This window comes from Anoxybacillus pushchinoensis, from assembly GCF_900111795.1.
GTDB lineage: Bacteria > Bacillota > Bacilli > Bacillales > Anoxybacillaceae > Anoxybacillus > Anoxybacillus pushchinoensis.
In genome coordinates this window covers 99,207-122,448 of sequence record NZ_FOJQ01000002.1, presented here as the reverse complement: position 1 = coordinate 122,448, position 23,242 = coordinate 99,207, and the positions used below count along the sequence as shown (strand labels likewise).

Sequence of the window (23,242 nt, the reverse complement as noted above, 5' to 3'; positions counted from 1 at the left end):
TTTCTAGACTTTTTACATCTGTTGAAAGAGAAATATGCGAATCGATTCATCGTGCTTGTGTTGGACAACGCGCGTATTCATTATGCCAAGATGGTGCGAGCATTCCTTGATAGTCAAGAAGGTGCTACTTTTCACTTTATCTTTTTGCCGCCGTATTCCCCACAGTTAAACCCTATTGAACGGCTATGGAAGTGGCTAAAAGATGAAGTCATTGCTAACGTCTTGCATAGAGATCAAAAAGACATCGCCCAGTCGATTACTCGGTTTGAACAGCACGTCTTACAGCACCCAGATGAGGTGTTACGCCGCATCGGGTGTGCTGCGTGAATCAGAGGTTAAAATGTCAATTTGGATGTATATAGTTCGTGACGACATTACTAAGGATTGAACTGTTACTTCAAATAACCGTGTTCTCAGTAAATTTGTTCTATGAAAGAGTATCATTTTTCACTGTTGTTCAAACTTTAAATTAGAGTGATAACATAATTGTCATTCGCTGCAAAGCATATACTGTTCTTGCGCGACAAACATGTTCAATAAATTGAAATAAATTAAAATAAATTAAAATAAATTAAAATAAATTATTTTAACTTAATTTAATATATTTACTGAGGAGGAATATACATGAACTTTACTTTCTTAGAAATTGATCATGTTCAAGTTGCTGCTCCTAAAGGTTGTGAAGAAAAAGCACGTGAGTTTTACGGAAAAATTTTAGGAATGAAAGAGATCCCAAAACCTGAGAACTTACAAAAGCGAGGTGGAGTATGGTTTCAATGTGGGAGTCATCAGCTACATATTGGTGTACAAGATGATTTTCAACCTGCTAAAAAAGCACACCCAGCCTTTCATGTAAAAAATCTTGCTGTATTGCGTGACCACTTAATTGAGAAGGGGATTGCAGTAAAGGAAGATGAACCGCTAGAAGGAGCAAATCGTTTTTATGCCAATGATCCTTTTGGCAACAGACTCGAATTTTTAGAGTGGATTAAATAATAACTGTACTTGAGCAAATTAAGCACCACGTCGCTAATGATAGGATATACAAAACTTCCTAATAACGAAATAAGAAACAAAGAAAATGAAATAATAACCATTTTATTACTTTTCAATTCTCTTCGCTTATTACAATAAAAAGCTCCTAAGCATATAGAACTTAGGAGCTTCCTGCATTTTTATACAATTCCTCCATAACGATATCTTCCAAGGACCTCGCTGTTAAAGACTATACGATATGCTCCCTCTTCGTCACCTAGCTTCTTTGCTAGGTCAGTAGCCATTCTTTTAATAAGAAGGTCATTTTGTGCGAGTTTTTTCATTTTGATGGTGTTGCAAAACTAGAGTAAAAACTCGAAGTTATGCATAAGGATACAACATAACACATGCAGTAAATATCGATGAAATCCATACCATCGAGGCTGTTCCACCCCGTCACTTTTTAACTCATTAAATACCCGTTCAATCTCGCGGCGAAGCCCAAACAGCCATTGGCCAAATCTTGTTTTCAAAAAGACAGAAAGAACCCGACCATAGGCATCTTTCCGTTCCACACTATTGCGGCGGTTGATGGGGGAAAGAAATAAGATTCCTGCTTGTTCGGCAGTTTGTCGAACCTTTTCACTGTCGTATGCGGCATCGCCTAATACCAACTCAATATCCCACTGCTGTAAAGAAACCAGCAGCTCTGGCGCCACTGCCGCATCCTTCCGATTCGCTGTGGTCAATGTAAATTAGCACATTATTTCAGAATCCCTTTTTCAAATTATTTCAGGCGGATTCGGAAATAATGTGCAAAATTTTTGCGGATTGTTCCGGATTTTGCACATTCTTTCGGAACGTTTGCACGCTCTTTCAGATGAAGATTTCCAGCGCGCCTGATGGACCTATGGAAAAGAGAAAGCACAAAAGAGGCCGATTCGGCCCCTTTCGTGCTAATACCCCATTTCCTCTGCGGCCATGCGCACCATTTCTTCGTCAATGACGTCCTTTTTCAGCTGATACCCGTATAACAGGCACGTCGTGGCCAACGTGTTGATCACCCGAGGCCATCCCCGCGACTGCAGGGCAATCGCCTCTAACGCCGATGGGGTGAAGATCGGATGCTTCGCCCCGGCCTGTTTCATCCGATGCTTGATGTAGCCCGCCACCTCTTCCTTCTCCAGCGGCCCCATCCGGTATCGCATGATGATCCGCTGGTCGAGAGGGCGGTGCTGATTGAGCCGCAGCTTCCCCTGTAAATGGGGCAGCCCGGCCAAAATCAAGACAAATGGGTTGGTCGAATCCATCTCAAAGTTGAACAAGATCGCGATGTCCTGTAAAAATGCATCCTTCGCTAAATGCATCTCGTCCAAAATGAACACCGGCGTGATCCGCCGTTCATGATACAATCGCTCGATCGCCTGCTGGATTTGGCGGAAGAGGTCTACCTTGCGGTACTTCGGTTCCTCTCCTAATCCCAAGGCCAAACCACGGTAAAAATCCATCACGCCTCCGGTGGATAACGGAAAGTAGACGACATGATACAATGATGGATTCAATGATTCTTTCAGCGCCCGAAGGGCGAACGTCTTGCCCGCCCCCGGCTCTCCGATCAACAGCCCGATCCCCCGGGTTCGTTTCACGTACTCCAGCGCCCGCAACGCTTCCTGAAACGGCGCCCCTTTATACGCCTCGGACGGGTCTGTTTCTTTCGCAAACGGCTCCCGCGAAAGGAAGTAAAACGATTTATACACCGTGTTCTCCCTCCTTCGCCGGAATCGCCGCAAACGGGGACCGATGGCGTTTTACATAGGCGTTGTCCTCCAAACGAATCCGAACGGCCTCCGCCACCTTCCTTCCATCTTCGTACACATAGACGCCCCGTTCGTCATAGCGGAGTTCAATCGATTGCCCAATGAACCGGGGCGGCACTTCATACAGCTGCTTGTTCAAGGTGATCGTTCCATCGGCTTTGACCTTGCGGTGCTCCCGCTTCAGAAAAATCGCATCCAGCCAATCGCTATCTTCGATGAACGACACGAGATGCACTTGCGATTGAAACACCTCATGCGGCGTTTTTCCGTCCAGCGAGGCGTGCGGTTTTCGATGATACTCCTCTTCAAGCCACCTCCAAAAGCGCTCGTTCAGCTCTTCGAGCGACTTCGGGGGATCCAACTCCAGTAGCGGATAAAACCGCGTCTGTACGGTGCGGAAGAACCGTTCGATTTTCCCTTTGCTTTGCGGGTCATACGGCTGGGTGTGGATGAGCGTAATTCCCATCTCGGCGCACGCATACTGCAGCACCTCGGATCGATAAATTTTCCCGTTGTCCGAGTAAATGCGCTTCGGCTTCCCGCAACGAAGCACCGCTTCCTTCGTGACGATCCGCAGCCCGTCAAACTTCTCCGAAGGGAAAAACTGCGCGTACGGCACAAACCGCGAGCAGTCATCGATATAGGCGATCAAAAACGTTTTCTGGGCTTTCCCATTGACTCGAATCGTTGGTCCATGGGATAAGTCCCCTTGCCAAAGCTCATTGATCTGGTCATACGCAAAGCGCTTTCGCTCCGGCATGGGCAAGATTTCTTTCCCGACAAGGTTGTGTTTTTTCAACAATCGGTATATAGTAAAGTAAGAGGTATGATTTTCTGGGATTTCCCCCTGCTCGATCAGGTGTTCGTAGAACACCGTCACGGGCATGGTGGGATGTTCTTTTCTTAGGGCTAAAATATGATCCTCATCATCGGGCGACAGACGCCTTGAGTGGCCGCGGTCCGAACGGCGCTTCGGCTTTAAGGCGTCAAAGCCCCCTTTTTTGTATCGGGTGCACCAATCGAGGATCGTCTTGGCTGCGATTCGTTTGTCGCCCTGGTGGGGAACATGGTGCACTCGCTCGCTCACCTCTTTCAGATACGTCTTCGGTTCCACCTGCCCATTCACCAACGGAGCGATTAGCCCGTACCGAAACATGCCAGAGCGCCAAATCGGCACACAACCGCTGAAGCGACTGACAGGCGAGCGATCCGTCTCCCCAAGCACATAGCGTCAGAAAGGCTTCCGCTGTTAATGAACGCTGCCGCTGAATGAATCCGACTTTCCGTGCCAGACGGGTCAGTTCTTCAGAGGAGAAGAGTTGACGAATCGTTTTTATCCATGCCTTTATCTTTTTTGCCATCAAAAAACAATCCTTTCCAACGATGATTTTCGTTAGAAAGGATACCATGTTTTTGGCGCTGAAAAAAGATCAAATTCTTAACTTGATGGCTATGGGGATTCTCCCTTTCCATACAGGAGACTGAATATTCAGTCTCCTGTGTGGAGAAAATCAGTCCCCTATCAATTCAAATCCATTTCAGAGAAACCCTACCCCATTTACATTACACAAAATTCTTGACGGTACCAATGAAACGCTTAGTTAAAGCCAATAAAGTTAAAAAAGTTACATTAGATTGTTCTCAATTCTTTTTAGATAAGGAAACAATTTACGAAAAAAGCAGGGTTAGCAATAATGAGTTGCCTTATTTTGCTCCTATATTTGATGTGCCTCAACAATATATTGTTGTCGATGGGAATAAGCGGATTATGGCAAAACTAAAAAACGGGCAACGCACATTTACTGGCTATGCATTTACTCCACAGCAAGTGATAGAGTCTTTTTTCTTTGAGTTAGATGGTTGGTTTTACCGCTTGTTGGCGGAGATGAGTGTTTTTTCTAAAATGATTTTCTTTAAAATTCCCTATAGTGAGATTAAAAAACTCTCAATTATAAATTTCCAAAATAATTGAGATGAGGAGATTTTTCCCCTCATCTCTGTATATGCATTAGTAAAGACTATATTTTCAATTTTTATTGTGTTAATTTTTTGCCTCTCAAATCACCACGGTGAACCGTATCATAAGTAAAGAGGATAGCTTTTCTGCTATCCCCTCACTTGCGATGCATTTTAAACTGTAAAAATAACTCATTGTAATAGGCGAGCATACTTTTGCCAAGATTTTCGTACACTTCAAGCTTATCGGCAAGTTGTTCGCTCGGATAAAAACGCTCGTCTTCCACGATGTCTTTTGGCAAATAGTCGAGCGCTTTTTTATTTGGCGTTGAATAGCCAACGTACTCGGCATTTTGGGCTGCATTTTTCGGATCGAGCATAAAATTAATAAATTGATGCGCTCCTTCAATATTTTTTGCTGTTTTCGGGATAACCATATTATCAAACCATAAGTTTGTTCCTTCCTTCGGGATGACGTAATCAAGGCGTTCATTTTCCCACATTATTTCCGCCGCATCTCCTGACCAAACGACGCCGATGGCTGCTTCTTCATTTGCAAGCAGCATTTTAATCTCATCACCGACGATCGCTTTGACGTTTGGAGTTAGCTTATCGAGTTTTTGTTTTGCTTGTTGTAAATGAGCTTTGTTCGTATCATTTAAGGAATAATGCAAACTATTTAACGCCATTCCTATAATTTCTCGCGCACCATCGACAAGCAAAATTTGATTTTTAAAGGAAGGATCCCATAAGTCGTTCCAGCTCGTTATTTCTTTTCCTCCAAGAAGTGCGCGATTGTAGACAATGCCGACCGTTCCCCAAAAATAAGGAATGGAATATTCATTGCCCGGATCAAACGGTAAATTCAAAAAGCGTTGATCAATATAGCGTAAGTTTGGAAGTTTAGAGTGGTCGATCGGCAACAATAAACCTTCTTCTTTCATCTTGCTAATTGCGTATTCTGAAGGGACAGCGACATCAAATGTCGTGCCACCTTGAGAAATTTTTGTCATCATCGCTTCATTTGAATCAAACGTTTGATAAATGACTTTGAGACCTGTTTCTTTTTCAAACTTTTTAATGAGCGCAGGATCAATATAGTCGCCCCAGTTATAAATCGTTAACGTATTGCCTCCCCTATATCCTTCAGATGATTCGATTATACGTACAACATAAAGCAAACTAAAAGTAATGAGCCAAACGAGCAAAAAAAGTGATAATAACTTTCTCATTTTTGTCCCCCCTTCGCACTCGTCCGTTGTGTAATTATGTAATACACAACAACGAGAAGGAGCGTAAATAAGAAAAGAAGGGTAGATAAAGCGTTGACGGATAACGAAATTCCTTGACGCGCCCGCGAATAAATTTCAACTGATAACGTCGAAAAGCCGTTGCCTGTGACGAAAAATGTTACTGCAAAGTCATCAAGCGAGTATGTGAGCGCCATGAAAAAACCAGCAAAAATGCCTGGTGTCACATACGGAAGAACGACTTTCGTCAGCACGTTCCACTCGTTTGCTCCTAAGTCGCGCGCAGCGTCAATCAACGTCGGACTCATTTCCTGCAGCTTCGGCAACACCATTAAGACGACAATCGGAATGCTGAAGGCAATATGCGACAATAAGACGGACGTAAATCCGAGCTGAATGCCTGCGATCGTAAATAAGATGAGAAACGATGCCCCGATAATAACGTCAGGGCTAACAATTAAGATGTTATTTAACGTAAGCAACGTTTGTTTCCAACGATGCTTCGCATAGTAAATGGCGATCGCTCCGAGGACGCCAATGATTGTCGCAAGCGACGACGATAATAATGCGACGATTACTGTATGCAGAACGATCACAAGCAAACGTGTATCGTCAAATACGTCTTTGTACCAATCAAGCGTAAACGATTCGAAATGATGCATCGTTCCGCCGCTGTTAAATGAGTAGTAAATTAAATAAAAAATAGGCATATATAACACAAAAAATACGAACGCTAAATAGAGGCGAGCAACCTTCATTGTCTCACCCCCCATTTTTTATTCCCTGTTATAGCCATGATGCCTGCCATAGCGATCATTAAAAAGACAGCGATTGTCGCACCCATGCCCCAGTTTTGTGTGACGAGAAAATGTTGCTCGACTGCTGTTCCGAGCGTTATGACGCGGTTTCCGGCAATTAGTCTCGTCAACATAAAGAGCGAGAGAGACGGAATAAATACCGCCTGGCAACCCGCTTTGACCCCATCGAGCGTAAGCGGAAAAATGACGCGACGAAATGTCGTCCATTCGCTTGCCCCTAGATCCCGTGCGGCATCAATTAAGGAATGATTCAATTTTTCAAGCGCATTAAAAATCGGCAAAATCATAAATGGAATGAAAATATAAACGGACACGAAAACAAAACTGAAATCTGTAAACAATAATTGTTTTGTCCCGATTCCGATAGCTTCCAATAGCGCGTTGACCGCACCGTATGTACCGAACAGTCCGAGAAAGGCATACGCTTTTAGTAATAAGTTGACCCATGTCGGTAAAATAATAAGCAACAACCATAACTGCTTATGCTTCGTTTTTGTCAACAAATATGCGGTTGGATAAGCGATAAGAAGCGAGCACGCTGTAATTAAAAACGCGTACCAAAACGAATTAACCGTCATTCGTAAATAAACAGGCGTAAAAAAAGTTTCATAGTTAACGAGCGAAAAGCGCCCTTCAATATCGAAAAACGAATAATAAACGATAAGAATGATCGGTGCAATAACAAACAATGCGATCCATAACCAATACGGGACGGCATAAGCGTAGCGCCGCATGTCATTCACCCCCGCTCCGCTTCATCACATGGATAGCTTCCGGCTCAAAATGAAGGCCGATTTCTTCCCCGATTTCCGCCTTTTTCGTCGAGTGAACGAGCCATTCGTTTCCGTACGCATCATAACAACAAAGCTCATAATGTACGCCGCGAAATAAAACGGAATCGACACGCACGCGCAACTTGCCGAGTTCAGCGGTTGTTAATTCTAAGTCTTCCGGGCGAATAACAATATCGACTTGTTCATTTTTTGAAAATCCGTAATCAACGCACGTAAATTGTTGATTAGCAAATTCGACAACAAAATCATCAATCATCGTTCCGACAATGATGTTTGATTCTCCGATAAAATCAGCAACGAAACGATTGACAGGCTCATCATAAATATCTTTCGGTGTGCCGCGTTGTTCAATTTTTCCTTTGTTCAACACGAAAATTTCATCTGACATGGCAAGTGCTTCTTCTTGGTCGTGAGTGACGAAAATAAACGTAATACCGAGCCTCCGCTGCAATTCACGCAACTCATATTGCATCTCTGTTCGAAGCTTTAAATCGAGCGCAGAAAGCGGTTCATCTAGCAACAGTACGTCCGGTTCGTTGACGATCGCGCGGGCGATGGCGACACGTTGTCGTTGTCCACCTGACATTTCATGAATCGCGCGCTGTTCGTAGCCTTCCAAGTTGACGAAACGGAGCGCCTCTTTCACTTTTCGTTCAATGTCTGCCTTCGGTATTTTTTTAATACGTAAGCCAAAAGCGACGTTTTCAAATACGTTTAAGTGAGGAAAAAGCGCGTAATCTTGAAACACCGTATTCACTCGTCGTTTGTTTGAAGGCACGTGGTTTATCCGTTGACCATGAAAATAAATATCGCCTTTTGTCGGTTCGATAAAACCAGCAATTAAGCGAAGGATAGTTGTTTTCCCACATCCAGAAGGACCAAGAAGCGTATAAAATTTCCCGCGCTCGATGTCAAAACTAACATCATCAAGCACAGGAAGATCATCATCGTATTGTTTTGTAACATGGTTAAAGCGAATGATGACGCGATCGTCCATTTTGTTTTTCCCACCTCATTTATCCATTTTTTAAGTCCATTATGAACGATCACTTTATATTAAGCAACATTTTATTGAAGCACACCGTAGCTAATAATTTCGACTGTTGGGTGAATGTTAATTTCTGTTTTCGCAAATTTAACCAGCTTTTTTGCTTTTGAAATTTTTTGTGTTCGTAAGCGCGAGCGTATAAGCCGAATCCGATCGGATCGACTTCATATGTTTGTAATTTTTTTACGACCGATTCGAGCTGTTTTTGTATTTCCTTTGCGAGCAATTTTTCAACTTTCTCCTTTCATTATACATCCCCTTCAATCCGCTGGAGCGGTTCGATGGCAGGTCCTTCTAAAACTTTTCCGGTAAAACAAAAGCGAGAGCCATGACATGGGCAATCCCAAGAGCGTTCACTGTTGTTCCATTCAAGCTCGCACCCCATATGTGTACAAGTCGTGTCGACGACATAAAGCGTACCTTGTTCGTCGCGATACGCCCCTGCCCGTTTTCCATTTACATTGACCACTGCCCCTTCCCCTTTCGATATGTGGCGCGGAGTGCGCAAGGCATATTCAAGCTTTCCGGTTAAGAAATGTTTAGCGACATCGATTCCTTCTGTCACGAAGTTTTGAAGCGATGGATGAGCGATAAATCGTGACGGCGTAAATAGATGGGCATAGCTGTTCTCTTTTTGCAACGTTAAATCGGTTAAAAGATGGGCTGCGACAGTGCTTGTCGTCATCCCCCACTTTCGATATCCTGTCGCGACAAGCACGTTTGGATGACTAGCACGGACAGGGCCGATGTAAGGAAGATGATCTAACGTTACTAAATCTTGTGCCGACCAACGATATAATACATTTGATAATCCAAACGTGTGGTTACAAAATGACTGTAATGCTTCGTAATGTTGCATCATGTTTGTTCCTTGTCCGACTTTATGCGACTCGCCCCCAATCAAGAGAAGCGGTCTGTTGTTCAGCACGGCATATCGAAGCGAGCGCTTTGGCTCATTTGCGCTTAAATACATGCCTTGCAATCGTTCATGCGCTTCGACTGCAATAACGTATGACCGTTCGGCATGTAAACGAGCAAAATAAAAAGAAGGATCAAAAAATGGAAAGTGAGTACAAATGATGACGGTATCACATGTAATGGTAGAGCCGTTTTTTGTTTGTACAATCGGCCGCGTCGCTGTTTCGATATGTTGTGCAACAGTTTGTTCGTAAAAAGATGCCCCGTGTTTTACTGCAAGATCGACTAATGTTTTGACGTAATGAAGCGGATGAAATTGCGCTTGTTTGCGCATCATAACCGCGCCTTGAACAGAAAAAGGAAGCGGTAGCTCGTCGACATACGCGCCATCAATACCGAGCGTTTCGTAGGCTTTCCACTCTGCTTCGAGCGCATGTAAAGACATGACTTCATTCCTCCATACCCATGTTTTTCTTAATTTACCCCGAACGGAAAAGTTTATGATGAACATTTATAAAGATGATAAAATGGAAATAGACGAGTATTGAAACGTTTTTATAACATAACGTAAGAGGGAGAGTTACAGTGAATAAAGATGCAAGTGTTCGTTTACAAGATAACATCGTATTAGAGCATTACGGACTGAATGAACTGCATTTAGAGTCTGTTCGCCATTATCGCGAGCAGTTTGCGAAAGTAAAGCCAAGCCATCCGTGGAATGGCTTGGAAACAAAAGATTTTTTATATAAAATTGGCGCTTGGGGGAAAATACGAAATACAAGCAAAGAAGGGCTAACATTAGCAGGGCTACTAATGTTCAGCGAAGAGCGAATGATTACAGAAGTTTTACCACAATATTTTTTAGAATATCGCGAATATGATGACGATATGCTTTGGTCAAATCGTTTCACATCCCAAGACGGAACGTGGTCGGGAAATATTTACGATTTTTATTTTAAAGTAATGAACGAGCTGCAAGATGGATTAGAGAAAGAAAAAGGGGCGGTTCATGAGGCGCTTATAAACGCGCTCGTTCATGCTGATTATAACGGAGATGGAGGAATTATTGTTGAGCGCCAACAGTCATCTATACAGTTCTCAAATCCGGGGCTTTTTCGCATTCCTTTAGATCAAGCATATAACGGCGGGATGAGCCATTTGCGAAATCCAAATATATTCAAAATGTTTATTTACATTCATTTTTGCAAACGGGCTGGTTTAGGATTGAAAACGATCGAAACGATTTGCTTGCAACAGCCTGTCATTGATCAATACGATTTCCAGGAGCGGACGGTCATAACATTACCAGTTGTGTCCTTCCCAAAAAGACATAAACAAAACGACGATTTAGAAATGATATGTGATTGGTCAGACAATCTAGAGCTAGCCGACTCCATAAATAATGACGGAAACTCCTATAATAGTGACCAAAACTCCATAAATAGTGAGTTAGAGTCCATAAATAAAGAGTTAGAGTCCGTAAACAAAGAATCTAACTGCGTAAATAGCGGACCTAACTCCGTAATTAGCGAAAATAACTCCTATAATAGCGACCAAAACTCTATAAATAATCTAACCAACTCCGTAAATAATGAAGAAGAAACGAATATCGATCAAGAGCTCTGGAGTATTGCTGAGATTGCGCGTAAGAAAAAAAGGCTTGCACCGGCAAAGATGGAAGAAGTCATTTTGCAATTATGTGCCCGCCGACCATTAATGTTAAAAGAATTGGCCTACTTATTAGAAAGGACGCCAGACGGTTTACGAAACAATTATTTAGGAAAGTTATTAGCGGAAGGGAAAATGCGTTTGAAGTATCCAGAACAACTGAATCACCCGAGACAGGCATATATAACGAATAAGTAATATTCATGATTTGTTCAATGTTTCACAATCTAAAAATAAAAAATCATGTTACAATGATGGTAACAACAGAAAAGTTGAGGTGACAAAAGATGCTTATATGTGAATGGAGAGACTTTTCGACAGATGCAGAAACATATACATTGGAGCTATTCGAAGAGATGATTGGCGATGAATTTGAAGCAATGATGTTTGAAGATGATCAAGAAATTCCTTCTTATATATGGACAGTAAATTATGTCGTCATTGTTAAGCGGAATACGCGTATGTACAACGATATTTCTTTTACAAAAATTCCACGCAATCCAGTATGTGAGTAACCGTCTTCTTCATGAGAAGCGGTTCTCTTATACAATATAATTGCTCAATATTTCACAAAGTTGACACACACAAACAAAGCCTAATTCACTAAAATAAAAATGTGAAAACAATCACATTTTTATTTTCAACTAATTTGTGAAGTTTTTCACAAAAAATTATGGGAGGGGCTTATATGGCTGTGGAGGAAAAAGTATTAGACCAAAAGAAAGAAGTTACAAAAATGATTGATACGCTCGTTGCTAATGCTCAAAAAGCGCTTAAAGCGTTTCGTGATTACGATCAAGAAACGATTGATCATATTGTTAAACAAATGGCGTTAGCTGGGCTTGATAAACATATGTATTTAGCGAAACTAGCCATTGAAGAAACAAAGCGCGGCGTGTATGAAGATAAAATTATTAAAAACATTTTTGCGACAGAATACATTTATCATAATATCAAATATGATAAAACTGTCGGCGTTATTCGCGAAAATGAGCAGGAAGGCATCATTGAAATTGCAGAGCCAGTAGGCGTTATCGCCGGGGTAACCCCAGTCACGAACCCGACTTCAACAACAATGTTTAAAGCGCTCATTTCTATTAAAACGCGCAATCCAATCATTTTTGCGTTCCACCCATCTGCGCAAAAATGTAGCAGTGAAGCAGCACGTATTTTGCGCGATGCAGCCATTGCTGCGGGTGCGCCAGAACATTGTATTCAATGGATTGAAACTCCTTCTGTCGAAGCGACGCAACAATTGATGCATCACCCTGGTGTTTCACTCATTCTTGCGACAGGTGGAGCAGGCATGGTGAAAGCGGCATATAGCTCAGGAAAGCCAGCATTAGGGGTTGGACCTGGTAACGTACCTTGCTATATTGAGAAAACAGCAAATATTAAACGTGCGGTGAACGATCTTATTCTTTCTAAAACGTTTGATAACGGCATGATTTGTGCATCTGAACAGGCGGTCATTATCGATAAGGAAATTTACGATGAAGTAAAAAGAGAAATGATCGCTAACAAATGCTACTTTTTAAACGAAGAAGAAAAGAAAAAAGTTGAAAAGCTTGTTATCAATGAAAATACGTGCGCAGTGAATCCGAATATTGTCGGGAAACGAGCGTATGAAATTGCAAAAATGGCAGGGGTTGATGTACCTGTTGATACGAAAATTCTTGTAGCCGAATTAAAAAGCGTCGGTCCGCAAGAGCCGCTTTCTCGTGAAAAACTAAGTCCTGTATTGGCGTGCTATAAAGTAAACAGCACAGAAGAAGGATTAAAGCGGGCAGAAGAAATGCTTGAATTTGGTGGACTTGGCCACTCCGCTGTCATTCATTCAGAAAATCAAGAAGTCATTCTTGAATTCGGTAAGCGAATGAAAGCAGGACGAATTATTTCGAACGCACCATCTTCACAAGGGGCGATCGGTGATATTTACAACGCATACATTCCGTCATTGACGCTCGGTTGTGGTACATTCGGTGGCAACTCTGTTTCAACAAACGTCGGTGCGACACATTTAATTAACATTAAAAAATTAGCGAGAAGGAATGTAAACATGCAATGGTTTAAAGTTCCGCCAAAAATTTATTTTGAAAAACATGCGACACAATATTTAGCGAAAATGCCAAACATCTCACGCGCCTTTATTGTTACAGACCCAGGTATGGTGAAGCTCGGCTATGTCGATAAAGTGTTGTACTATTTACACAAACGTCCAGATTATGTGCGTTACGAAATTTTCTCAGAAGTTGAACCAGATCCATCGATTGAAACAGTGATGAAAGGTGCCGACATGATGCATGCGTTCCAACCAGACGTCATCATCGCCCTCGGCGGTGGTTCAGCGATGGACGCGGCAAAAGCGATGTGGCTGTTCTATGAACATCCGAATACAGACTTTAACGGCTTAAAACAAAAGTTTTTAGATATTCGTAAACGCGTCTTTAAATATCCAAAACTCGGTCAAAAAGCGCAATTTGTCGCGATTCCAACAACATCTGGTACAGGTTCAGAAGTCACATCATTTGCGGTTATTACAGATAAGAAAAATAATGTGAAATATCCGCTTGCTGATTATGAATTAACACCGGATGTCGCCATCGTTGACCCACAATTTGTGATGACGATGCCAAAACATATTACAGCGGATACAGGTATGGACGTATTGACGCATGCGATTGAAGCGTACGTATCGAACATGGCGAACGACTACACAGACGGATTAGCACTAAAAGCCATTCAACTTGTGTTCGAATACTTGCCACGCGCATACAAAAATGGAAACGATGAAGTCGCGCGCGAAAAAATGCATAACGCGTCAACAATTGCGGGTATGGCATTTGCGAACGCATTTTTAGGAATTAACCATAGTTTAGCGCATAAACTTGGTGCAGAATTCCATATCCCACACGGACGGGCGAATACGATTTTAATGCCGCATGTCATTCGTTACAATGCACAAAAACCGAAGAAGTTTACTGCGTTTCCGAAGTATGAACATTTCGTAGCTGATGAGCGTTATGCTCAAATTGCTCGCCTGCTTGGCTTGCCGGCAAAAACGACAGAAGAAGGTGTCGAAAGCCTTGTTCAAGCAATCATTAAGCTAGCGAAAGAACTCGATATGCCGCTAAGCATCGCAGCTACAGGTGTGAAAAAAGAAGAGTTTGAAAGCAAAGTCGAACAACTCGCTGAATTAGCGTTTGAAGATCAATGTACAACAGCCAATCCAAAATTGCCGTTAGTGAGCGACCTCGCTGACATTTATCGTCAAGCGTATAAGGGAGTGTAAGTGAATGAGGGACGTCCCGTAAAGGATGTCCCTTCTTTTTGTTTATGGTACACTAATAGGGGAAAGCGAGGGACGGATGGTGAAACAAACGAAGACGAATGCTGTGCGCATGCTCGATCGCGCACGTGTGCCATATGAATTGCTCACTTATGACTATGACGATGGGCAAATTGATGGGAGATCGGTTGCGAAAAAAATTGGACAACGTGAAGAGATTGTATATAAAACGCTTGTGACAAAAGGGACGAGCGGACAACTTTATGTGTTCGTCATCCCTGTCGCAGCGGAGTTGCATGTAAAAAAAGCGGCGGCTGTTGTCGGTGAAAAAAGCGTGCATATGTTGCCTGTGGCAGACATTGAAAAAATGACAGGGTATGTGCGCGGCGGTTGTTCACCAATTGGGATGAAAAAATTGTACGATACGTATGTTGACGAGTCAGCTCTTGCGCACGAGCAAATCATTGTGAGCGCAGGAAAAATTGGAATGCAAATGAAGCTTTCTGTTCAAGACTTATTAAAGTTGACAAATGGGAAAACCGCACATGTCATTAAAGAGTAGGAGGGTTGTCGCATGCGAATGGCAAAAGAGGAAGAACAGCAATGGTTAGCACAACGTATAGAAGAAGGATTGTTAACTGACGACAATCGCTTGCTTTGGGAAATGATTTTGCCAAGTCGCTTAAAGCGGATGTACGATGTGTTAAGCGAACGGACGAGGTATATTACCATTTTGACAGAAGCGGTAGACGACCCACACAATCAAGCAGCCGTGTTGCGTTCAGCGGAAGCGTTCGGTATTCAAGACGTTCATGTCGTCACCGGAGCGGCTCCATTTGAACCGAATAAATGGGTGACGCGACATGCGGACAAATGGTTAACCGTGCATAAACATTCATCGATTGAGCGGGCAATTCGCCATCTCCAACAAAACGGCTATCAAGTATATGCGAGCTATTTAGGAGAAGGAACAATTCCGCTTGAACAAATTGACGTAGCGAAGCCGACAGTGCTTTTGTTCGGAAATGAGCATCGTGGCGTATCAGAAGGGGCGCTTGCTTTGGCAGATGGAAAGTTCGTCATTCCGATGAATGGATTTGTGCAAAGTTTCAATATTTCCGTTGCAGCAGCTATTTCCCTTTACGATGTGACGAAGCGGGCGAAACAAGTGGTGAACGAGCGCTATCATCTGTCGCTAGCGGAAAAGAAAGAAATATATGAACAATGGATGAAGCTTTCACTTAGCCCGCGACTAAGAAAAATGGTGGAAAGTCAAATGGGAGGACGCAATGATTAAAGCAGTTATTTTTGATTTAGATGGCGTCATTGCTGATACGGTTGAGCTGTACTATATCGCGACAAAACGCGTCGCCGATGAAATCGGAGTGCCCTTTGATCGACAGCTCAATCAAAAGCTTCAAGGTATGAGCAGACAGGCGATGGTTGAGGCGCTTCTTGGAGAAAAGGCGCGTGAATGGTCGGAAGAAGAAAAGCGCGCTCTTGGCGACCGGCGCGGTCAATATTATCGTGTGTTGATCGAGCAATTGTCGCCAAGTGATGTGTTGCCGGGAATGATAGATCTCCTTCGCGACATTCAGCGCGACGGTGTCCCGATGGCGCTCGCATCGTCAAGTTCAAATGCAAGTGTAGTTGTTGAGCGGCTTGGTGTGCGTTCATTTTTCGACGTCATTGTCGACGTAAAAACAATTACGCGCATGAAGCCCGATCCAGAAATCTTTTTAACGGCCGCTAAACATCTTTATGTCGATCCGCGCTTTTGTGTTGCCATTGAAGATGGTGAGGCAGGAATGAAGGCGATTAAGCAAACAAATATGTTTTCCGTTGGTATCGGGAATCATTTAGCATCTTTATCTCCAGACTGGCTCGTGCAACAGACAACACAATTGACGTGGGACGAGTTAAAAAAACGGTTTATGCAAAAAGCTGGTCAATGACGACCAGCTTATTTTACGCCTAATATTTGTTTTGCTTTTTCAACACTTTCTTCTGATGGTGTCGGGATGCCTTCAAGCGGATACGTCAGTCCGAGCGCTTTCCATTTGTACACGCCGAGTTGATGATAAGGAAGCACCTCAATTTTTTCGACGTTGCGCAACGTACGAATGAAGTCAGCTAAGCGATGCAAATCGTTTTCATCGTCTGTGACGGTTGGAACGAGCACATGACGAATCCAAACGGGTACGTTTCGCTCTGATAGTAGGCGCGCAAACGCTAAAATATGTTCATTCGTTTTTCCTGTTAGTTTACGATGTTTTTTTTCATCGATATGTTTCAAATCAAGCAAAATTAAATCTGTATATTGAAGCAATTTATCAAGCTTTTGTTGGAACGATGCCTCTGTCGTATAACATCCGCCAGACGAATCAATCGTTGTATGGATGCCAAGTTGCTTACAGCGACGAAATAACTCAATTAAAAAGTCGATTTGTAAAAGCGGTTCCCCACCGCTTACTGTAATCCCCCCACCGGATGCTTGCATAAACGGCAAATACGTTTCAGCGTCAGCAATAATTTCCTCGACCGACATTTGTTTTCCTTTGCCGATGTCCCACGTATCTGCGTTATGGCAATATTGGCAGCGCAATAAACAGCCTTGTGTAAAAATGACGTAACGAATACCGGGACCATCCACCGTTCCGCATGACTCGATCGAATGAATAAATCCGTTCATGTTGTTTGCCTCCTAGGTAGAAAGCTCCCACACGATGTGGGAGCTGTCATTACATTGTTTCATGGAACGTCCGATTAATGACATCAATTTGTTGTTCGCGTGTTAATTTAATAAAGTTCACCGCATAGCCTGATACGCGAATGGTGAGCTGCGGATATTTTTCTGGGTGCTCCATCGCATCGAGCAACGTTTCGCGGTTAAAGACGTTGATGTTCAAATGGTGACCGCGTTTTTTAGCATATCCGTCTAAAATTGCCACAAGGTTTTGAACGCGTGTTGCATCATCTTTGCCGAGTGCTTTTGGTACGATTGAGAACGTGTTTGAAATGCCATCTAATGCATATTCATACGGTAATTTTGCGACAGAGCTTAACGACGCAAGCGCACCTTTTGTGTCGCGGCCGTGCAACGGGTTAGCGCCAGGTGCAAACGGTTCGCCTGCGCGACGGCCGTCAGGTGTATTTCCTGTCTTTTTCCCATAGACGACGTTTGACGTGATTGTTAAGATCGATGTTGTATGTTTTGAATCGCGATACGTTTTATGTTTGCGCAATTTTGTCATAAAGCGCTCAACAATATCGACAGCGATCGAATCTACACGATCATCGTTGTTACCGTATTTCGGGAAGTCGCCTTCAATTTCAAAGTCGACAGCTAAGCCGTTTTCGTCGCGAATCGTTTTTACTTTTGCATATTTCATTGCGCTTAATGAGTCAGCGACAACAGAAAGGCCGGCGATTCCCGTTGCCATTGTACGCATGACATGTGTGTCGTGGAGCGCCATTTCAATGCGCTCATAACAATATTTATCGTGCATGTAATGGATGACATTTAATGTATTAATATACAATTCAGCAAGCCATTCCATGACGTTGTCAAATTTGCGCATCACTTCATCGTAATCTAAGTATTCAGATGTGATTGGCGCAAATTCTGGACCGATTTGCACTTTTAATTTTTCATCTACGCCGCCATTAATCGCATATAATAATGCTTTCGCAAGGTTTGCGCGCGCGCCGAAAAATTGCATTTGTTTGCCGATGCGCATCGCGGATACGCAGCACGCAATGCCGTAGTCATCGCCGAACTCAGGGCGCATTAAATCGTCATTTTCATATTGGATAGAGCTTGTTTGAATCGACATTTTCGCGCAATATTTTTTGAACGCTTCTGGCAATTGTGTGGACCAAAGCACCGTTAAGTTTGGTTCCGGTGCAGGCCCTAAGTTGTCGAGCGTATGCAAGAAGCGGAACGAGTTTTTCGTCACAAGCGGACGGCCGTCAATCGCGACACCGCCGATCGACTCGGTTACCCACGTTGGGTCGCCGCTAAATAGCTCATTATATTCTGGTGTTCGCGCGAATTTGACGAGGCGTAACTTCATAACGAAATGGTCAACGAGCTCTTGTGCTTCCCGTTCTGTTAATGTCCCTTCTTGCAAGTCGCGTTCGATATAAATATCTAAAAACGTAGAAACGCGACCTAAACTCATTGCTGCACCGTTTTGTTCTTTAATCGCAGCGAGGTAAGCAAAGTATAGCCATTGAAACGCCTCATGTGCGTTGCGCGCCGGCTTTGAAATATCGTAGCCGTAGCTTGCAGCCATTTCTTTTAGTTCTTGGAGGGCGCGAATTTGCTCTGCTAGTTCTTCGCGGAGACGAATAATGTCTTCGCTCATTGTACGCGCACCTGTATTTCGTAAGTCTTTTTTCTTTTCTTCAATTAAACGATCAACGCCGTATAAAGCAACGCGGCGATAGTCTCCGATAATGCGGCCGCGTCCGTATGAATCAGGGAGTCCCGTAATAATTCCGGCTTTACGTGCCGCTTTCATTTCGTCCGTATACACGTCAAATACGCCTTGGTTATGCGTTTTACGATATTGAGTAAAAATTTTCTTTACGTCATCGCTCACTTCATATCCGTAAGCTTCGCACGCCTGCTCCGCCATGCGAATGCCCCCAAATGGCATAAGTGCCCGTTTAAACGGTTCGTCTGTTTGAAAACCGACAACTTTTTCAAGTTCCCTGTTCAAATAGCCTGGTCCGTGCGACGTGATGGTCGATATAATTTCTGTATCCATGTCGAGAACGCCGCCTTTTTCGCGTTCAAGTTTTGAAAGTTCCATCACTTGTTCCCAAAGTGTTTTTGTCGCTTCAGTTGGACCTTGTAAAAACGATTCATCCCCTGTGTAAACGGTTACGTTATTTAAAATAAAGTCGCGAACGTCAATTTCTTTTTTCCACTTATCGCCTTTGAACGTTCTCCAAGCGTCCATTAAAGCTTCGTTCACAGTAAGTAGCGCCATCATAATCTCCTCCCAATCATTAATCATTAAGGAATAGTAACCCCCCTATATAAAGAATACTACTTTATTACACGCATGGGAGAATAAAGTGTTGAAAAATTTGTGAAAGATTGAGCGAAAACATTTTTAAAATAAAGATTTTTCTAAAAATTATTTTTATAAAACTTGTTGCATAAAAACAAAAAAGTTGATAATATGTGAAACATGAGGAGCACAGCATGTTTATACACAAGTATTTATTATTTTACAGCAAATAGTAAGGGGGAGTAACAATGATAAAAAAAGGAATGATTGCAACACTTGTTTCTATACTTATGTTTGCGCTTGTCGGATGCGGCGGTTCGACAGAAAAAACGGCAACAACAGAAAAGAAAATTACCGTTGTAACAGATGCAGCATTTGCCCCGTTTGAATATATGGATAAAGGAGAAATTGTCGGATTTGATGTCGATTTATTAAAAGCAGTCATGGAAGAAGCAGGGTTAGAATATGAATTAAAAAATATCGGCTGGGATCCACTGTTTGCGGCCATTCAAGGAAAGACAGCAGATATGGCCGTTTCGGGCATTACGATTAACGACGATCGGAAAAAAACATACGACTTCTCTATTCCGTACTTTGAATCGACACATATGATTCTTGTCAAAGAAGGAAGTTCAATTAAAAGCGCGAAAGATTTACAAGGAAAAGTAGTCGGAGTGCAAAATGGTACAACTGGACAAACGGCGGTTGAAAAAATTTTAGGAAAAGAGAATCCAAATATTAAAAAGTTTGAGAATACAGTCGTCGCGATTATGGACTTATTAAACGGCGGTGTCGAAGCGGTTGTGACAGACAATGCTGTCGCAAACGAATATGTAAAAAATAATCCAGATGCAAAAATCGTGGCATTTGAAGACCCAGAACATTTTGAATCCGAATTTTACGGTTTTATGTTCCCGAAAGGTAGCGAGCTCAAACAAAAAGTAGACGAAGCGTTGAAAAAAGTCATTGAAAATGGCACGTATACAGAAATTTATAAAAAGTGGTTTGGCACAGAACCGAATATTGAATCATTACAACAACAGCAATAACATGGACGTAAAAGTTGCGTAACTGTTCCCGGTTACGCAACTTTTTCAAAGGGAAAGGTGAGACATATGGATTTTCGTTTTGATATTGTAGTTGAATATGCGCCGTTCTTTCTTAAAGGGGTATTGTGGACGATCGGCCTATCATTAGTCGGTATCGTCTTTGGTACGGTGCTCGGGTTAGTGATTGGGCTTGGAAAAATGGTTCAAAACCGCTTCATTCGTCTTCCGTTTGATTGGTACGTTCATTTTTTTCGTGGAACACCGCTATTTGTACAGATTTTACTGATTCATTTCGGTGTCATGCCGATGTTTACAGCGCAGCCGAATCCGCTCGTATCAGGAGCGATTTCTTTATCGTTAAACGCAGCTGCGTATATCGCAGAAATTTTTCGGGCCGGCATTCAATCGATCGATCGTGGTCAAATGGAAGCAGCTCGCTCGCTCGGTATGACACATGTACAAGCGATGCGTTACATCATTTTACCGCAAGCGATTAAGCGAATGATCCCACCGCTTGGCAATGAATTTATCGTCCTTATTAAAGACTCGTCACTTGCGGCTATCATTGCAGCACCTGAACTAATGTATTGGGGACGGGCGATGCAAGGTCAATATTATCGCGTTTGGGAGCCTTACTTAACTGTTGCCCTTATTTATTTAATTCTCACTCTTTCGCTAAGCAAGCTGTTACACCGGTTAGAAAGAAGGTATGATGCATGATTCAAGTGACCAACTTAAAAAAATCGTACGGATCGCTACATGTGTTAAAAGGAATTGACGTGCATATTCGTGAAAAAGAAGTTGTTGTTGTCATTGGTCCTTCCGGTTCAGGAAAATCGACATTTTTACGTTGTTTAAACATGCTTGAAGATTTCGATGAAGGCGATATTATCATCGATGGATTTCGTTTAAAAGATCCGAAAACGGATTTAAATAAAGTGCGCGAAGAAGTAGGAATGGTATTTCAACGATTCAATTTATTTCCGCATATGACGGTGCTGGATAACATCACACTTGCTCCGATGAAAGTGCGCAAATGGCCAAAGGAAAAAGCGGCAGAAAAAGCGCTACAATTGCTTGCGAAAGTCGGTTTGCAAGATAAGGCGAACGTATATCCGGACTCTTTATCGGGCGGACAGGCGCAGCGGGTCGCGATCGCTCGTGCGCTTGCGATGGAGCCGAAAGTGATGTTATTTGATGAACCGACATCTGCCCTGGATCCAGAAATGGTCGGTGAGGTGCTTGCGGTTATGAAGCAGTTGGCGAAAGAAGGAATGACGATGGTCGTCGTGACGCATGAGATGGGATTTGCGCGTGAAGTCGGGGATCGTGTTCTCTTTATGGACGGTGGAGTGATCGTAGAGGAAGGAACGCCACAACAAATTTTTGATGCACCACAACATGAGCGAACGAAGTCGTTTTTATCCAAAGTGTTATAGGAAAAAGGTGTCCAGTTTGTCAAGACACCTTTTGTTTTTTTATGCTAATAGTTGCTTTTCCAAAGCTACTTCAACCGGAACGTAGTCGTAACCGAGGTCGCGCGCGACAGCTTCGTATGTGATTTCTCCGTTTGCGACGTTTACACCGAGGCGTAATGCATGGTTGTCGGCAACCGCTTTGTGTACCCCTTTATTTGCGATTTGCAATGCGTACGGCATTGTCACGTTTGTAAGCGCAAGTGTTGATGTGCGCGGAACAGCTCCTGGCATGTTTGCTACCGCGTAGTGAACGACGCCGTGTTTCACATATGTTGGGTTGTCGTGTGTCGTCACATGGTCGCTCGTTTCAACAATGCCGCCTTGGTCAATTGCTACGTCAACGATGACAGAGCCTGGTTGCATCGCTTTTACCATTTCTTCTGTCACAAGTTTTGGCGCTTTCGCCCCAGGAATTAATACGGCACCGATCACAAGGTCGGACTCGGCGACAGCTTGCGCGATGTTCATTGGGTTAGACATAAGCGTATTAATTTGGCTTCCGAAAATATCATCAAGTTCACGTAAACGTTCGGCGCTTAAGTCGATAATTGTTACGTTTGCGCCTAAGCCGATCGCAACTTTCGCAGCGTTTGTTCCAACGACGCCACCGCCGATAATCGTTACTTTTCCGCGGCTAACGCCCGGAACACCGGAAAGAAGAATACCTTTTCCGCCTTTTGTTTTTTCAAGGAATTGGGCACCGATTTGCGCTGCCATACGTCCCGCCACTTCGCTCATCGGAGTTAAGAGCGGTAGCGTGCGACCAACTTGTACCGTTTCATAAGCGATCGCAATGACGCCTTTTTCTTTAAGTGCACGCGCTAACTCAGGTTCAGCAGCAAGGTGTAAATATGTGAATAGTATTAATCCTGGACGGAAGTATTCGTATTCGTTTGGTAGCGGCTCTTTTACTTTCATAACCATATCCGCTTGCGCCCATACATCTGCGGCGTGCTCGACAATTTGTGCCCCTGCGCTCACGTACGCTTCATTTGTGAAACCGCTTCCAATGCCGGCATCTTTCTCAATTAATACAGTATGCCCATTGCTGACGAACGACATGACGCCAGAAGGTGTAATGGCTACGCGATTTTCGTTATTTTTAATTTCCTTTGGAACACCAATAATCATGTGCTGTTTCCCCTTTCAAGTTGTCTT

General features: G+C 43.1%; 23 protein-coding genes and 1 pseudogene. 12 read left to right on the top strand and 12 right to left on the bottom strand.

The window, feature by feature from the left end; translation table 11 throughout:
* Together BM213_RS01410 and BM213_RS01405 are read left to right on the top strand one after the other, a co-directional pair.
* The coding region (locus tag BM213_RS01410; RefSeq protein WP_208601845.1) for a transposase at positions 1-327 on the top strand (327 nt) is incomplete at its 5' end.
* A 297-nt stretch (positions 328-624) separates the two neighbouring features.
* On the top strand, positions 625-996 hold the full coding sequence (locus BM213_RS01405; protein WP_003397545.1) for a VOC family protein: 372 nt from the start codon (positions 625-627) through the stop codon (positions 994-996).
* Positions 997-1,337: 341 nt separating this feature from the next.
* On the opposite strand, the pseudogene BM213_RS01400 reads toward BM213_RS01405, so the two are convergent.
* The 3 genes and pseudogenes from BM213_RS01400 to BM213_RS01385 all read right to left on the bottom strand — a co-directional run.
* Positions 1,338-1,724: pseudogene (locus BM213_RS01400) on the bottom strand (transposase); the annotation flags it as partial.
* Positions 1,725-1,931: 207 nt separating this feature from the next.
* Entirely contained in the window at positions 1,932-2,732 is an 801-nt protein-coding gene (locus tag BM213_RS01390; protein WP_003397543.1) for an ExeA family protein, read from the bottom strand.
* Positions 2,725-3,948 carry an IS481 family transposase gene (locus BM213_RS01385; protein WP_003397542.1) on the bottom strand — a complete coding sequence of 408 codons (1,224 nt, stop codon included), beginning with the start codon at positions 3,946-3,948 and terminating at the stop codon, positions 2,725-2,727. Before BM213_RS01385 ends, BM213_RS01390 begins: the two co-directional genes overlap by 8 nt.
* A 432-nt stretch (positions 3,949-4,380) precedes the next feature.
* Between BM213_RS01385 and BM213_RS01375 the strand changes: the two genes are divergently transcribed.
* Positions 4,381-4,764, top strand: a complete 384-nt coding sequence (locus BM213_RS01375; protein ID WP_128682684.1) for a hypothetical protein — start codon at positions 4,381-4,383, stop codon at positions 4,762-4,764.
* 142 nt (positions 4,765-4,906) lie between these two features.
* On the opposite strand, the gene BM213_RS01370 is transcribed toward BM213_RS01375, so the two are convergent.
* The 6 genes from BM213_RS01370 to BM213_RS01345 are packed head-to-tail and all read right to left on the bottom strand — an operon-like array spanning position 4,907 to position 10,021.
* Positions 4,907-5,980 carry an ABC transporter substrate-binding protein gene (locus tag BM213_RS01370; RefSeq protein ID WP_091700162.1) on the bottom strand — a complete coding sequence of 358 codons (1,074 nt, stop codon included), beginning with the start codon at positions 5,978-5,980 and terminating at the stop codon, positions 4,907-4,909.
* Positions 5,977-6,756 carry an ABC transporter permease gene (locus tag BM213_RS01365; RefSeq protein WP_244149157.1) on the bottom strand — a complete coding sequence of 260 codons (780 nt, stop codon included), beginning with the start codon at positions 6,754-6,756 and terminating at the stop codon, positions 5,977-5,979. Before BM213_RS01365 ends, BM213_RS01370 begins: the two co-directional genes overlap by 4 nt.
* Positions 6,753-7,550, bottom strand: a complete 798-nt coding sequence (locus tag BM213_RS01360) for an ABC transporter permease (protein WP_091700158.1) — start codon at positions 7,548-7,550, stop codon at positions 6,753-6,755. The genes BM213_RS01365 and BM213_RS01360 overlap by 4 nt, the downstream gene beginning before the upstream one ends.
* A 1-nt stretch (position 7,551) precedes the next feature.
* Positions 7,552-8,607, bottom strand: coding sequence for an ABC transporter ATP-binding protein (locus tag BM213_RS01355; RefSeq protein ID WP_091700156.1), 1,056 nt, complete (start codon positions 8,605-8,607; stop codon positions 7,552-7,554).
* Positions 8,608-8,656: 49 nt separating this feature from the next.
* A complete protein-coding gene (locus BM213_RS01350; RefSeq protein ID WP_244149156.1) occupies positions 8,657-8,884 on the bottom strand; it encodes a Ger(x)C family spore germination C-terminal domain-containing protein in 228 nt (75 codons plus the stop codon).
* A 21-nt stretch (positions 8,885-8,905) separates the two neighbouring features.
* The gene (locus BM213_RS01345) at positions 8,906-10,021 is read right to left on the bottom strand and encodes an FAD-dependent oxidoreductase (RefSeq protein ID WP_244149155.1); all 1,116 of its coding nucleotides are present in this window, start codon (positions 10,019-10,021) and stop codon (positions 8,906-8,908) included.
* A 140-nt stretch (positions 10,022-10,161) separates the two neighbouring features.
* On the opposite strand from BM213_RS01345, the gene BM213_RS01340 reads away from it, so the two are divergent.
* The 6 genes from BM213_RS01340 to pgmB all read left to right on the top strand — a co-directional run bounded on the left by BM213_RS01340 (position 10,162) and on the right by pgmB (position 16,488).
* Positions 10,162-11,442, top strand: a complete 1,281-nt coding sequence (locus BM213_RS01340) for a transcriptional regulator (protein ID WP_091700154.1) — start codon at positions 10,162-10,164, stop codon at positions 11,440-11,442.
* Positions 11,443-11,531: 89 nt separating this feature from the next.
* Positions 11,532-11,759 carry a hypothetical protein gene (locus tag BM213_RS01335; RefSeq protein ID WP_091700152.1) on the top strand — a complete coding sequence of 76 codons (228 nt, stop codon included), beginning with the start codon at positions 11,532-11,534 and terminating at the stop codon, positions 11,757-11,759.
* 173 nt (positions 11,760-11,932) lie between these two features.
* Positions 11,933-14,536 carry a bifunctional acetaldehyde-CoA/alcohol dehydrogenase gene (gene adhE, locus BM213_RS01330; RefSeq protein WP_091700150.1) on the top strand — a complete coding sequence of 868 codons (2,604 nt, stop codon included), beginning with the start codon at positions 11,933-11,935 and terminating at the stop codon, positions 14,534-14,536.
* Between the two features lie 76 nt (positions 14,537-14,612).
* Complete coding sequence (ybaK, locus tag BM213_RS01325; RefSeq protein WP_244149154.1) at positions 14,613-15,095, top strand: Cys-tRNA(Pro) deacylase; 483 nt, start codon at positions 14,613-14,615, stop codon at positions 15,093-15,095.
* 18 nt (positions 15,096-15,113) lie between these two features.
* Positions 15,114-15,830 carry a TrmH family RNA methyltransferase gene (locus BM213_RS01320; RefSeq protein ID WP_167357355.1) on the top strand — a complete coding sequence of 239 codons (717 nt, stop codon included), beginning with the start codon at positions 15,114-15,116 and terminating at the stop codon, positions 15,828-15,830.
* A complete protein-coding gene (gene pgmB / locus BM213_RS01315) occupies positions 15,823-16,488 on the top strand; it encodes a beta-phosphoglucomutase (protein WP_091700146.1) in 666 nt (221 codons plus the stop codon). The genes BM213_RS01320 and pgmB overlap by 8 nt, the downstream gene beginning before the upstream one ends.
* Positions 16,489-16,496: 8 nt before the next feature.
* Here the strand turns inward: pgmB and pflA are convergent, their stop codons facing one another.
* The gene (gene pflA, locus BM213_RS01310; RefSeq protein WP_091700144.1) at positions 16,497-17,225 is read right to left on the bottom strand and encodes a pyruvate formate-lyase-activating protein; all 729 of its coding nucleotides are present in this window, start codon (positions 17,223-17,225) and stop codon (positions 16,497-16,499) included.
* A 49-nt stretch (positions 17,226-17,274) separates the two neighbouring features.
* On the bottom strand, positions 17,275-19,503 hold the full coding sequence (pflB, locus tag BM213_RS01305) for a formate C-acetyltransferase (protein ID WP_425265903.1): 2,229 nt from the start codon (positions 19,501-19,503) through the stop codon (positions 17,275-17,277).
* 302 nt (positions 19,504-19,805) lie between these two features.
* Between pflB and BM213_RS01300 the strand changes: the two genes are divergently transcribed.
* The 3 genes from BM213_RS01300 (at position 19,806) to BM213_RS01290 (ending at position 22,045) form a co-directional block, all read left to right on the top strand.
* A complete protein-coding gene (locus tag BM213_RS01300) occupies positions 19,806-20,606 on the top strand; it encodes a basic amino acid ABC transporter substrate-binding protein (protein WP_091700140.1) in 801 nt (266 codons plus the stop codon).
* Positions 20,607-20,672: 66 nt separating this feature from the next.
* Positions 20,673-21,326 carry an amino acid ABC transporter permease gene (locus BM213_RS01295; protein WP_091700138.1) on the top strand — a complete coding sequence of 218 codons (654 nt, stop codon included), beginning with the start codon at positions 20,673-20,675 and terminating at the stop codon, positions 21,324-21,326.
* Positions 21,323-22,045, top strand: a complete 723-nt coding sequence (locus BM213_RS01290; RefSeq protein WP_091700136.1) for an amino acid ABC transporter ATP-binding protein — start codon at positions 21,323-21,325, stop codon at positions 22,043-22,045. The genes BM213_RS01295 and BM213_RS01290 overlap by 4 nt, the downstream gene beginning before the upstream one ends.
* 39 nt (positions 22,046-22,084) lie before the next feature.
* Here BM213_RS01290 and ald read toward each other — a convergent pair whose 3' ends face one another.
* Positions 22,085-23,215 (bottom strand): alanine dehydrogenase, encoded by a 1,131-nt coding sequence (gene ald, locus BM213_RS01285; protein ID WP_091700134.1) that lies wholly within the window; start codon positions 23,213-23,215, stop codon positions 22,085-22,087.
* Between the last annotated feature and the right edge of the window lie 27 nt (positions 23,216-23,242).

Bases quoted from the DNA above. Each gene is read 5' to 3' on its own strand.
- BM213_RS01405 (WP_003397545.1), top strand. From the start codon at position 625: ATGAACTTTACTTTCTTAGAAATTGATCATGTTCAAGTTGCTGCTCCT.
- BM213_RS01385 (WP_003397542.1), bottom strand. From the start codon at position 3,948: ATGTTTCGGTACGGGCTAATCGCTCCGTTGGTGAATGGGCAGGTGGAA.
- BM213_RS01375 (WP_128682684.1), top strand. From the start codon at position 4,381: ATGAAACGCTTAGTTAAAGCCAATAAAGTTAAAAAAGTTACATTAGAT.
- BM213_RS01370 (WP_091700162.1), bottom strand. From the start codon at position 5,980: ATGAGAAAGTTATTATCACTTTTTTTGCTCGTTTGGCTCATTACTTTT.
- BM213_RS01365 (WP_244149157.1), bottom strand. From the start codon at position 6,756: ATGAAGGTTGCTCGCCTCTATTTAGCGTTCGTATTTTTTGTGTTATAT.
- BM213_RS01360 (WP_091700158.1), bottom strand. From the start codon at position 7,550: ATGCGGCGCTACGCTTATGCCGTCCCGTATTGGTTATGGATCGCATTG.
- BM213_RS01355 (WP_091700156.1), bottom strand. From the start codon at position 8,607: ATGGACGATCGCGTCATCATTCGCTTTAACCATGTTACAAAACAATAC.
- BM213_RS01345 (WP_244149155.1), bottom strand. From the start codon at position 10,021: ATGTCTTTACATGCGCTCGAAGCAGAGTGGAAAGCCTACGAAACGCTC.
- BM213_RS01335 (WP_091700152.1), top strand. From the start codon at position 11,532: ATGCTTATATGTGAATGGAGAGACTTTTCGACAGATGCAGAAACATAT.
- adhE (WP_091700150.1), top strand. From the start codon at position 11,933: ATGGCTGTGGAGGAAAAAGTATTAGACCAAAAGAAAGAAGTTACAAAA.
- ybaK (WP_244149154.1), top strand. From the start codon at position 14,613: ATGGTGAAACAAACGAAGACGAATGCTGTGCGCATGCTCGATCGCGCA.
- BM213_RS01320 (WP_167357355.1), top strand. From the start codon at position 15,114: ATGGCAAAAGAGGAAGAACAGCAATGGTTAGCACAACGTATAGAAGAA.
- pgmB (WP_091700146.1), top strand. From the start codon at position 15,823: ATGATTAAAGCAGTTATTTTTGATTTAGATGGCGTCATTGCTGATACG.
- pflA (WP_091700144.1), bottom strand. From the start codon at position 17,225: ATGAACGGATTTATTCATTCGATCGAGTCATGCGGAACGGTGGATGGT.
- pflB (WP_425265903.1), bottom strand. From the start codon at position 19,503: ATGGACGCTTGGAGAACGTTCAAAGGCGATAAGTGGAAAAAAGAAATT.
- BM213_RS01300 (WP_091700140.1), top strand. From the start codon at position 19,806: ATGATAAAAAAAGGAATGATTGCAACACTTGTTTCTATACTTATGTTT.
- BM213_RS01295 (WP_091700138.1), top strand. From the start codon at position 20,673: ATGGATTTTCGTTTTGATATTGTAGTTGAATATGCGCCGTTCTTTCTT.
- BM213_RS01290 (WP_091700136.1), top strand. From the start codon at position 21,323: ATGATTCAAGTGACCAACTTAAAAAAATCGTACGGATCGCTACATGTG.
- ald (WP_091700134.1), bottom strand. From the start codon at position 23,215: ATGATTATTGGTGTTCCAAAGGAAATTAAAAATAACGAAAATCGCGTA.